General features: G+C 38.3%; 11 protein-coding genes. 6 read left to right on the top strand and 5 right to left on the bottom strand.

All coding sequences use genetic code 11. The features are described 5' to 3' along the window. Positions 1 to 2 precede the first annotated feature (2 nt). Positions 3 to 275, top strand: a complete 273-nt coding sequence (minE, locus tag IO68_RS29885; RefSeq protein WP_004663449.1) for a cell division topological specificity factor MinE — start codon at positions 3 to 5, stop codon at positions 273 to 275. A gap of 186 nt (positions 276 to 461) precedes the next feature. Beyond that, on the top strand, positions 462 to 749 hold the full coding sequence (locus tag IO68_RS29880; protein ID WP_023013944.1) for a PA4642 family protein: 288 nt from the start codon (positions 462 to 464) through the stop codon (positions 747 to 749). Positions 750 to 796: 47 nt separating this feature from the next. On the opposite strand, the gene rhtC is transcribed toward IO68_RS29880, so the two are convergent. Beyond that, positions 797 to 1414, bottom strand: coding sequence for a threonine export protein RhtC (gene rhtC / locus IO68_RS29875; protein ID WP_004881080.1), 618 nt, complete (start codon positions 1412 to 1414; stop codon positions 797 to 799). A 128-nt stretch (positions 1415 to 1542) separates the two neighbouring features. After that, complete coding sequence (locus IO68_RS29870) at positions 1543 to 4608, bottom strand: DNA translocase FtsK (protein ID WP_023013943.1); 3066 nt, start codon at positions 4606 to 4608, stop codon at positions 1543 to 1545. 254 nt (positions 4609 to 4862) lie between these two features. On the opposite strand from IO68_RS29870, the gene trxB reads away from it, so the two are divergent. The 4 genes from trxB to IO68_RS29850 all read left to right on the top strand — a co-directional run bounded on the left by trxB (position 4863) and on the right by IO68_RS29850 (position 9134). After that, positions 4863 to 5813: a thioredoxin-disulfide reductase gene (gene trxB / locus IO68_RS29865; protein ID WP_007481220.1), complete on the top strand. Its 951-nt coding sequence runs from the start codon at positions 4863 to 4865 to the stop codon at positions 5811 to 5813. 102 nt (positions 5814 to 5915) lie between these two features. Next, positions 5916 to 7472 (top strand): class I SAM-dependent methyltransferase, encoded by a 1557-nt coding sequence (locus tag IO68_RS29860; RefSeq protein ID WP_023013942.1) that lies wholly within the window; start codon positions 5916 to 5918, stop codon positions 7470 to 7472. Positions 7473 to 7558: 86 nt separating this feature from the next. Continuing rightward, a complete protein-coding gene (gene aat / locus IO68_RS29855; protein WP_023013941.1) occupies positions 7559 to 8290 on the top strand; it encodes a leucyl/phenylalanyl-tRNA--protein transferase in 732 nt (243 codons plus the stop codon). Positions 8291 to 8318: 28 nt separating this feature from the next. Beyond that, a complete protein-coding gene (locus IO68_RS29850; protein WP_019385021.1) occupies positions 8319 to 9134 on the top strand; it encodes an arginyltransferase in 816 nt (271 codons plus the stop codon). Here the strand turns inward: IO68_RS29850 and rimI are convergent. From rimI to IO68_RS29835, 3 genes are all read right to left on the bottom strand, one after another. Further along, a complete protein-coding gene (gene rimI, locus IO68_RS29845; RefSeq protein WP_023013940.1) occupies positions 9120 to 9581 on the bottom strand; it encodes a ribosomal protein S18-alanine N-acetyltransferase in 462 nt (153 codons plus the stop codon). The two genes, IO68_RS29850 and rimI, sit on opposite strands and share 15 nt — an antisense overlap. Positions 9582 to 9673: 92 nt before the next feature. Beyond that, on the bottom strand, positions 9674 to 10558 hold the full coding sequence (locus IO68_RS29840; RefSeq protein WP_023013939.1) for a metal-dependent hydrolase: 885 nt from the start codon (positions 10556 to 10558) through the stop codon (positions 9674 to 9676). Positions 10559 to 10772: 214 nt separating this feature from the next. Further along, positions 10773 to 11654: a metal-dependent hydrolase gene (locus IO68_RS29835; protein ID WP_007481212.1), complete on the bottom strand. Its 882-nt coding sequence runs from the start codon at positions 11652 to 11654 to the stop codon at positions 10773 to 10775. Positions 11655 to 11873: the final 219 nt, after the last annotated feature.

Here is an 11873-nt window from a genome sequence, read left to right as displayed (position 1 = left end):
TTATGGCAGGATTCTGGAGTAAACTTTTTAGCAGTGATGAAAAACCATCAAGTGCACAAACTGCCAAAGATCGCTTAAAAGTTATTGTTGCATCTGAACAAGGTTTAGGTCGTCGCCTAAGCCAAGATAAAATTGACCAAATGAAGAAAGAAATCATGCAGGTCGTAAGCCGTTATGTACGCGGTGTTGATGAACAGCATATTCAAATGCAAGTTCGTTCAGAAGCAAATATCGAAATGTTAGAAATGAATATCAATTTACCTGAAGATCGATAGAAGTTTTTTCATTAGCGAACTTTTGTAAATAAAGGCAGAATATACAGCAGAATTTTAAAAGTATTACTTTTCTAATCCCTCCCTACTTGAAGCCTAGCTTCTCGTCTTGCGGCAGGGAAAAGCGATGCTTTTCTAGTCCTGCCTCATATTTTGCCTTTATTATTTTATAAGACAGAGGAGATTGTCATGGCATTATCACAGCCAGCAACTTTCAACGAAGAATGGTCAGATGAGCGTGTGTTTGCCTACCTCAACCAGCTTCCTCCAACTGGCGTCAATGCTGACTTTCATGTGCTATATCATGCATTCAAACATATGCGTCCAAATGACTATGAACGTTTATTAACACAGTTCTTAGCTGATGGTCGTGATCTGAATGCAACGAATCCTGAAGGTCAACGCATCCATGATGTTATTGCACAGTTCCCTCGTCAAAAAGATGGATTCTTAGAAGTTTTAGCAAAATTTGCTTAATTCAACTTCATCAAAAAAGCCTGCATCGTGCAGGCTTTTTGTTTAAATTATCGGCTACCGATTAGATATACACCCAATAAAGTAAATATCCCGCCAGAGACGCCATCAATCCATTTTGCAAAGTTTTGATAAGCAGCTCTAAATGTAGGCAATGAAAATACAAAAGCAACCACCAAAAACCATAACAAGGTTTCTACAGCGATGATAATAAAGAGTAATGAATGATGTTGATCAAACAATGGGTTTGCAAGGAATAATGAGAATACACTGCCAAAATAAATGACCGCTTTTGGATTTGATAAGTTCGTCAATAAACCTTTCATAAAAAACAAATAAGGCGACTGTGGTAATACCATTTGTTTTACAGTCTGCTCACCTTTTGAAAATGCCGAACGGAGCATCTGATAACCTAACCAGCATAGATAGAGACCACCTGCAATTAAAAGCCCTTGCTTCAACCAAGCCATTTTTTCAAAAATAATATTAAGACCCATTAATGCTAGAAGTGACCACACCATTGCGCCTAAACAAATGCCAAGTGCAACAAGTACAGCATCTTTACGAGAACGACTAATCGCAGTCTGAGAAACTAAAAAGAAATCTGGACCCGGGGTGATGAGCGCACAAAAATGAATAAAAATTAGTGTACATAATGCGACTAACATGGCTCACCCTTCAACTTGAGTTTTTGAACGATAAGCTTAAATAAAAAGCGTGATTATTACCATATAAAATTGATAAATATATAGCAATAAAGCCTCTAAATAGAGGCTTTATTCATACACTATTCTTATTAAACGAGAATCTCGCGTTTACCGTTCGCCCCCATTGAACTCACGATACCATTCTCTTCCATCTGATCAATGATACGTGCAGCACGGTTATATCCTAAGCTAAATTTACGCTGCAAAGAGGATGTCGATGCTTTACGAGTTTCGAGTACAAATGCTACGCACTGATCATACAGCGCATCACGACTTGGATCACCATCACCATCCTCAAAACCACGAGAAGTTGGTTCTTCATCATACGGCGTTAAAATTTCATCAACATAGTTAGGTTCGCCACGCTCACGCCAAGCATCACAAATACGGTTGACTTCATCATCGCTGATAAACGCACCATGTACACGCTCAGGTTCAATTTTACCAGGCCCAAGGAATAACATATCACCATGACCAAGTAAGTCTTCTGCTCCGCCCGCATCTAAGATAGTACGAGAGTCAATTTTACTATTCACACGTAAAGCTACACGTGTAGGAATATTGGCTTTAATTAGACCAGTAATTACATCAACCGATGGACGTTGTGTTGCAAGTAATAAGTGAATCCCAGCAGCACGAGATTTCTGTGCTAATCGCGTGATCATTTCTTCAGCTTTCTTACCAACTTGCATGATCATATCGGCAAACTCGTCTGCCACAATCACAATTGAAGGCAATGGTGTTAAACGTGGTGCACGTTCACCCACTACTGAATCACTTGCTTTCCATGTTGGATCAATCAAATCCTCGCCATTCGCAATCGCTTCTTCTACCTTGCGGTTATAGTCACTAAGCTTACGAATTTTTAAGAATGACATCAGCTTATAACGACGCTCCATCTCATTAACACACCAGTTCAATGCACTCACCGCATCTTTCATATCGGTCACAACTGGCGTTAATAAATGTGGAATATCGTTATAGTTTGCTAATTCAAGTTGTTTAGGATCAATTAAAATGAGACGTAATTGATCAGGTGTATATTTCAACAACATCGATAAAATCATCGAGTTAACTGCAACTGATTTACCCGAGCCTGTCGTACCAGCAACCAACATATGCGGTGCTTTTCCGAGATCTGTAATCACAGGATTGCCTGAAATATCTTTACCCATCGCCATTGAGAGCAAACCCGCGGGATCTTCAAATGCAGGTGTTTTGAGTAACTCAATCAAACGTACCATTTCACGGCTACTATTTGGTACTTCGATACCGATATACGGTTTACCGGCGATAACCTCAACAACACGTACAGAAGCCATTGACATTGAGCGAGCTAAATCACGAGAAATATTCGTCACTTTAGATGCTTTTACACCCGGCGCTAGGTCTAGTTCAAAACGTGTAACGACTGGTCCCGGTTGAGCCTCTACAACTTGAGATTTAACATTAAATTCCTGTAATTTAATTTCTAAAAGTTCAGACAACCGTGCTAATTGCTCAGCCGTAAAATTCACTTTCTTGTTTGGATCAACTTCATCCAGTAACTCTAAACCCGGTAAAGTTGGTAGATCACGACGTTTTTGTGCAACTTGCATTGCGCGCGACATTGGACGACCAAATGCATCTGTTAACGGAGCATCTAAATCAAAGTCTTCTTCAATATCCAGATCAGGTTCAGCTTTACCAGCAGTCTCTTGCCAAGCTTCGATAAATGCTTCTTTAGATAAAGCTTCTTTTGGTGCAGCGACTTCGATTGGTGCTTTTACAAATGCAGAAGTTTGAGCATAGCTAGTGGTTTGAGGGCTAACTTTTTGCGGCTCATCATCAACCAAGAGATCATTAAAGTCATCAAAGCTAGCTAATTCATCTGATGCAGAGTTTTTAGGTGAATTGACTTGGGGTTGAGTCTCAACTGTATGTATAAACTCAGATGCAGGTTGTTGAGGCACTTCATTAAAGGATTCTAAATGTAATGCTTCAACTTCACTGACAATATTTGTGCTTGGTTGTACTTCTTGAGTAAAAGGCGTATGTACATCTGTCGCAGTTTTACTATTTGGAACTGCTGCAAGTAACTCATCAAAAATCTGATCATCATTCCAATCTAAATGACTATGAGCAGCTTGCTCTGCTTTAGATTCAGTTTGCGAAGGATGAGCATATTGCGTTGATGGATTTACTGAATCATCCGCAGCACGTAGCAACGCATCAATTTCTTGTTTATGACTTGCATCATCGTGTTGAAGCGCACGCCAAACTTCGCCTGTTTGAATCAGACGTTGGCTTTCAGTCTCAAACTGATGAGCACGTTGTAAAGTCTCTTCAAAATCTTCTGTTGACTGAGTTTCTTGAGGTTGATTACTTTGCTGCTCTTTTGCAATAACATCAGCAAACAACTTTTCAGCTAATTGTTGATGATGATCATCATGTTTTGATGCCTTAACAGGTTCTTCAACCACTTTAAATTGATCGTTGGCTACACCAGCAGTTTGTTCTTGGGCTTGCTGCTTATTTTTTATTGCGGGTGTATCTGCTGCTGTTAATTGCTCAGTCAAGTCATAAGCAGATTCTTGCTGAGGAATATTTTTATAAAATAAATCTTGCAGGTAAGCGGGTGTATTTTTCAACGTTCCCCATGTTTTATTCCATTGTATTCCAAATGCCAAAGTGACTAATAAAATACTAAATGCTAATAAGAAAAGCGTTGCACCGTAAATTGTCAATAATTGGCTAAGGCTTTGACCAAGTTCAAAACCAATGATCCCACCTGCCGCATTTTCTAAAGTATCGGCTGGCATACTCCAATGTAAGTAGAACAAGCTAGACAAAGACAGAGTTAAGAAAAATTGAGCTGCATAACGAAATGGACGATTTAGAAAACTTCTTGGCCACCACACTTGTACTGCTTCGATAAACAGAAATAGTGGAATCAGTAAACTTGCCCATCCCAAAAAGCCAAACAATAAATCTGCGATCCACGCCCCTGCCACACCACTTGCATTTGACACCTGTTGTGTATCACTTGATATATGCATCCAACCCGGATCAAAAGGTGTGTAGGTTACTGTGGCAAGAAATAGATAAATGCCAAAAGAAATCAAAAATAATGTCATTAAAAAGCGTTGTGCATAAACACTTGACACCGCAGTCATATACTGTCCTGTAACCCAATTCGTTATTTGTTTGTCTATTTTTTAAGGTCTAAGCCACCTTAATCAATAAGTTTAATATTATGCACTCGTTCTTACAAAAAAGATGCACGATTGTTTACTGTTGTTGTTAACATCCAGCCTTGATATAGCCCAATTCGATTGAGTTAATCAATATTATCCTGATGGATTTAACCCAATCCCCTGTGGTTTCACGTATAATTTTACCAGTTTCAATATAAAAAGGATGTTCTTTAATGAGCGCTCGTCACTCACGGTTAATTATTTTGGGCTCTGGACCTGCAGGCTACAGCGCGGCAGTATATGCTGCTCGTGCAAATTTAAAGCCTACACTGATTGCAGGTTTACAACTTGGTGGTCAATTAACAACGACGACTGAAGTTGATAACTGGCCAGGCGACCCTGAAGGATTAACTGGTCCTGTGCTTATGGAACGTATGCAAGCTCATGCAGAACGTTTCGGTACAGAAATCGTTTACGATCATATCAATGAAGTAGACTTAAAAACTCGCCCATTTGTCTTAAAAGGTGATATGGAAGAGTACACATGTGATGCGTTGATTATTGCAACAGGTGCAACTGCACAATATTTAGGTCTTGAATCTGAAGCTGCCTTTATGGGTCAAGGTGTAAGTGCTTGTGCAACATGTGATGGTTTCTTCTACAAAAACCAAAATGTAATGGTTGTCGGTGGTGGTAACACGGCTGTTGAAGAAGCACTTTACCTTTCGAATATCGCTGCACATGTGACTTTAGTTCACCGTCGCGATACATTACGTTCTGAGAAAATCTTACAAGACCATCTCTTTGCTAAAGAGAAAGAAGGCAAGATCAGTATTATTTGGAATCATCAAGTTGATGAAGTTCTGGGTGATAAAACAGGTGTAACTTCTGTGCGCATCAAATCAACTCAAGATGCTAGTACACAAGATGTTCAGGTACAAGGTTTATTTGTTGCAATTGGCCATAAACCAAATACAAGTATGTTTGATGGTCAGCTGAACTTACGTGATGGATATATTCAAGTCCATAGCGGAACAGCGGGCAATGCAACAGCGGCTTCTGTTGAAGGTGTATTCGCAGCAGGTGATGTTGCAGATAGCGTGTATCGCCAAGCGATCACTTCAGCAGGTTCGGGCTGTATGGCTGCACTAGATGCTGAGAAATATCTTGATAATTTAAATTAATTATCTAAAAGTAAAAAAGCCACCGATATGGTGGCTTTTTTTATTAAATTAAGCATAATCAAAAAAATGATGCATTTTTAAACAAAAAATTGGAACACATAAATGACAACAACTTGGACCAATGGTTATCAAACTGAAGTTAATTATACCTACGGATATTATCGAGATCTCAGCCCCAATTTTCAAAAGTTCTGTTTATTACTCAATGGAATTGAAAGCCCAGATTTCCAAGAGAATCAAACACATTGTGAGTTAGGCTTTGGACAAGGAGTCAGTATTAATATTCATGCTGCTAGTAACATTGCAAACTTTTATGGTACGGACTTTAATCCAGCACATGCAGCACATGCCAATCAACTAGCGGAACAGAGCAAGACAGAACATTATTTTTATGATGATAGCTTTGAAGAACTGCTTAACCGACATGACTTACCCATGTTTGACTCAATCAGTTTGCATGGTATCTGGAGTTGGATTAGCTATGAAAACCAGCACATCATTTTGAAGTTTATTCGTAAATTTCTAAAGCCAAATGGCATCGTTTATATCAGCTATAACTGCGTTACTGGATGGGCCGCGAATATGCCTATTCGAGAGTTATTTCATAGTCATTTTAAATTTAATAGTAAAAGTACCAACCCATTGCAAAAGGTCACTGAAGCACTTAATTTCAGCGAAAACCTATTACAGCAAAATCCTATTTTCGCCCAGCGCAATCCAAATGCCGTACAAAAAGTTGCAGATCTAAAACAACAAAATCCGAATTATCTTATCCATGAATATTTAAACCAAGATTGGCAATGCTTTTCTTTTCAGCAAGTGGTTAGGATTTTAGATGAAATCAAACTTTCTTATGCTGGTTCTACAGACTTGAATACGCATTTAGACAACATTAACTTTTCAGAGCAACATCAAGCATTCTTAAATGCAATTGAGCACCCTATTTTTAAAGAACAATGTCGTGATTACTTCGCCAATACTCAATTTCGCCGCGATCTGTTTATTCGAGGAAAAAACAACTTAACACCACTACAAGCCCAAGAAAAACTTCGTAACACTGCTTTTGTTTTATTAACAGCTAAAGAGCAACTTCCGACAAGCATTAATGGTTTATTAGGAACCTTTCATTTAATCGAAGAAATTTATCTTCCTATAGGTGAAATGTTTGCTGAAAGAAACTATGAAGCAATTACGATTGCTGAACTAGAACAAGGGCTTAAACAATTAAATTATGCTCAAATCTTAAATGCTCTCGTCATTCTCTGTCATTTAGGCTTAGCTCAACCTTGTCAAAACTTAGCACCTAATGATCAAGTTTTGCAGCGTTGCCATAAGCTAAACCATTATTTACTTAGTCAAGCAAGCTTCCATCAAAATTATGGTGCTCTCATTAGTCCATTAACGGGTATCGGTATTCCAACCGAACATTTCCATCAATTATTTTATCGTGCCCATTTCATTGATGGGCTGAATACCGCCACTGATTTTGCTTATTACGTTCAAGATGTCATTCATCAACTTGGATGGTTGGTATTAGACAAAAAAGGAAATGCAGTCGCTGACAAAAATGAAAGCCTCACCATTATCCAAGAAAAGGCGCAATACTTTATAGACAGCAAGAAGTTGCACATCGCCAAACAACTTCGTCTATTTGAATAATTCAATGCTGGAATGGCGATCGAGGTTGATTGCCATTCTATGTTAGTTCAGTTAGCTTAGAATCAGTCCTATTGAATTTTCGTACTATGCAACAACTCCCTCCCTCACAATATATTTTTCCAGATCCTATTGAAGCAGATCCTGAAGGTCATGGTTTTATTTGCATCGGTGCAGACCTCTCCCCTTCAACACTATTTGAAGCCTATACACATGGACTTTTTCCATGGTTTAACCGAGATGAACCGATTTGTTGGTGGAGCCCTGAACCACGCTGCATTATTGACCCTAAAGCTTATAAACCAAGCAAGTCTCTAATTCGTAACATGAAGAAATATGATTATCGCATTACGATTAATCATGCCTTTGAAGATGTCATCCGATCTTGTTCTTTACCCCGCAGTTATGCAGATGAAACATGGATTAGTGAGGATATTATTGAAGGTTATACTGCCTTATTTACAGCAGGCTATGCATATAGTGTCGAAGTCTGGCAGCAAGATAAACTGGTAGGCGGCCTATATGGTGTCACCATCGGCAAAGGCTGTTTTGGTGAATCCATGTTTAGTACCGAAACCGATGTCTCTAAAATGGCATTTTATACCCTAATGTTAATAGGCCAAGAAAATCAGCTCCCTTGGATAGACTGTCAATTAGTGAATGAGCATCTGATAAGCCTTGGTGCTAGTACACTTTCTCGCCAAGCCTACTTAAAATCGTTACAAGATGTAATTATTGCCCCCTCTATCAATTGGAAAAATTATCAAGAACGTGTATTTTCAAGTAAAACAATAGCGCTTTGTGCAAAATTAAACGGTTAATGGATTAACGCCTTGGAGGGACAGATTAATGAAATCATACCAACCCAAGTCCCTTTTAAATGACTTACAGTATTATATTACGCCACCACATGACTGTAGCTATCTCGAAAACAAGTCTGCGCGAATGGTGTTTTTAGACCCGATTCATCGCATTGATGTGGTGACATTATCTGAGCTATCACGTGTCGGTTTTCGGCGTAGTGGAGACTTTGTTTATCGCCCTGAATGCCATCTATGTCGTCAATGTTTATCGTGCCGAGTACCTGTACAAGAATTCCAGATGAACAGTAGCCAAAAAAAAGCTTGGCGACGTAATCAAGATTTAACAATGAGTATCTTGCCAACATCAAAGGCTACTCAAGAACATTATGATTTGTATGAACGCTATATCAATGAACGCCATGCCGATGGTGATATGTATCCTGCAAGTCTCGACCAATTTGAGAAATTCTTAGTCCACAGTTGTACTGAAAGTTTCTTCATTGAGCTTTGGGAAAATGAAAAATTAATTGCAGTTTCAACGTGTGATTTGATGGATGATGGGCTTTCAGCTGTTTATACTTTCTTTGATCCAGATGAACAACGTCGTTCTTTAGGTGTTTTTGCAATTCTCAAGCAAATTGAATATGTTAAAACGCTAAATCTAGAGTATTTATATCTGGGCTATTGGGTGCCACATTCATCCAAAATGAATTATAAATCGCAATATACACCACTTGAGTTATTACTTGATGGACAATGGCGAAGACTCAATCGTCCACTTTCAGAAAAAGAAATCCATCAACTCGGAAACTCTTTGATGAGCACATTGCCCTCTGAGTGGAATAATTTAATTATTAAATAACGCTGCAAAATCATCAGTGCATGTTTTGACCATAATCACAGCATGCTCTTTTGTGCCATCTGAGTTTGGATAATAGTTTTTGCGTAAATCAATTTGATGAAATCCTGCTTTTTCGTATAAATGAATCGCAGCAGTATTAATTTCGCGTACTTCTAAAAATATTTGAATCGGATTATTTTTTAATTGTTGAATTGAATAATCCAGTAATTCATAACCCAAACCCTTTCCTTGCTGATTAGGATGAATCGCCATCAATAATAGATTTGCTTCATCAAGCACAGGCTGCAAAATACAAAACCCGACAACCTGATGATTATGCTCATACACTGTGCATTGATAAGATTCTAAAGATTCTTGAAACTGTTGTTTAGACCAAGGATGCGTTTGAACAAGACACTCAATTGCCGCAACACTATCCAAATCTTTTTCCTGCATCAATCGAATCACAATATCACACCTATAAATCATTGTTGCAGATTATCAGCAATTTAAAGCAAAATGAGAACAAAAAAATGGGCAACTTTCATTGCCCACCTATATTAATTTGCATTAAAACCCAGTTCAGCACGCCACTTATTCAAAAGTGCTGTAGTGTCATCATCATTTGGATGAAACTTCGGTCTCAAAAATGAAAGTAATGTTGGGATTTGACGTGTCATAAAGCCTTTATAACCATACATAAAATTAATCATATACTTCGTGTCACGCCATGTAAGTTTGCCATCAGTTTGCAATAATTTCGCAGTGAAGTACGACTGAGTAATAAAGATTAAACCCATTGCAATGACAAGTGCCAATGACCGCATGAAATAAGCTTTCGCTCCTTGTCCATACATGGCTTCGTACACATCAAAAGCGACTGCTTTATGCTCATTTTCCTCAACTGCATGCCACATCCATAAGTGATACATGGTTTCATCCATGAACATCGACTGAATATCTGGATTACTCAGTAATTCCTCGGCAATCGTAGAAGTAAAATGTTCTAGTGCACATGTGCCCGTTAAGCCAATCATTTCTTTAGTAAAGCCAAATGGTTTTAAAAGCTTAGAGGTAATACCCACAGCACGATTAATTAGTCGTCCTGTCTGATCTTCCATTTTGCGCACACCATATCCATAAGCTTCGGCTGAGGAATTAAACGCCAAATGCTCTTTTGAATGCATCGCTTCTTGACCAATAAAGGCGCTGATTTCTCTTTGTAATCTTGGATCGGCAAGCTTCGGATCATTTCGCACAGCTCTCGTACTATTTACGAAGAATTGTTCCCCTTCAGGAAATAGTGCTGACAAAGCGGTCATAAAATGCGTTAAAGCAGCATCACCATTTGCCCAGTAGCGAGGTACTTCACCAAACTCAAAATCCATTCTTCGTACAGGGAAACTAGCACCAGCTCGGTTTGAAATATTGACTTTAGCATTCATACCTTCTTCTCCTTAAAGATACTTATTTATTTTAAAAATTCATCTATCTTCTATTTATACGCCCTTTTCTATGCATGAAATAAGTGCAAATAAGGTCATAAAAGCATCATATTAGGACATCTAATTATTGTAAAGAGCGTTGTTTTAAAGCATAAAAAAGGAGCAAATGCTTGCTCCTTTTTTTTAACAATTAGTTTTTAAACGCGTCCACAACTTAAAAACCAAGTTTAGCTTTCCAGTCTTTTAATAGTTGAACTGTATCTAAATCATTTGGATGAAAGCGCGGTTTAAAATATGCCAACATTTCGCCTGCCATACCTGTAATGATCCCTTTAGAAGGACTATAACCATACTTATAGATCATCCCTAGCTCTTTTAGATTTAGCTTTTTATCTTGTTGTAATAAGCGCAAGGTAAAATAAGACTGTAAGATAAAAATTAGAGCCATCGCGAATACAAGTGCAGTCGTTCTTAAGCTATATGCCTTAAGCCCAGTTCCAAATACGCCCTCGTATACATCATAAGCAACTGCTTTATGCTCATTTTCTTCAACGGCATGCCAGAACCACATATACGACATCGTGTCATCTGTCATCAAATCTTGGATGTGTTTATTACGCAATAATTCCGAAGCAATCGTCGCGGTAAAATGCTCTAATGCTGTCGTTGCTGTTAGGTCGACCATTTCACGCGTCATACCAAAAGGTTTTACGATTTTTGAAAAATTATTTAATGCAAATTGAATATAGCGTCCCGTAATCTGTTCCAAAGAACGTACATCATGACCATATTTTTGCGCAGAAGCATTGAAATTTACATGCTCTTGGGTGTGCATTGCTTCTTGACCAATAAATGCACTAATTTCTTTTTGTAATTCTGCATTATCTTTAATTGCTGGGTAATAACGTACTGCACGTACAGCATCGATAAATAATTTTTCACCGTCAGGGAATAATGCTGACAATGCTGTCATAAAGTGTGTAAGACCAGCTGAACCATCCATCCAGTACTCTGGTACTTGATCGAAATCAAAGTTCATACGACGTACTGGAAAACTCGCACCTGCACGATTTGAAATATTTACTTTAGCATTCATGCTGCCCACTCCTTCTGTGGAATCTCTCCACTTAGATACTTTTGTTCATTTTCTTAAGTTTTATATTACGGTTTTATGCGTATCAATTAAGTGCAGTTTAGGACAGCTAAGTATCAGTTTAGGACACTCTTACAGACAAATTGTCAAACAATCGATATAAAAAAACACCCCGATGGGGTGTTTTTTTATTACCTTAGAGGCTTATGCAGTTACTTTAGC

The sequence above is a fragment of the Acinetobacter sp. COS3 genome, from assembly GCF_000475335.1.
Classification (GTDB): domain Bacteria; phylum Pseudomonadota; class Gammaproteobacteria; order Pseudomonadales; family Moraxellaceae; genus Acinetobacter; species Acinetobacter venetianus.
This window is presented reverse-complemented; position numbering and strand designations above follow the sequence as displayed.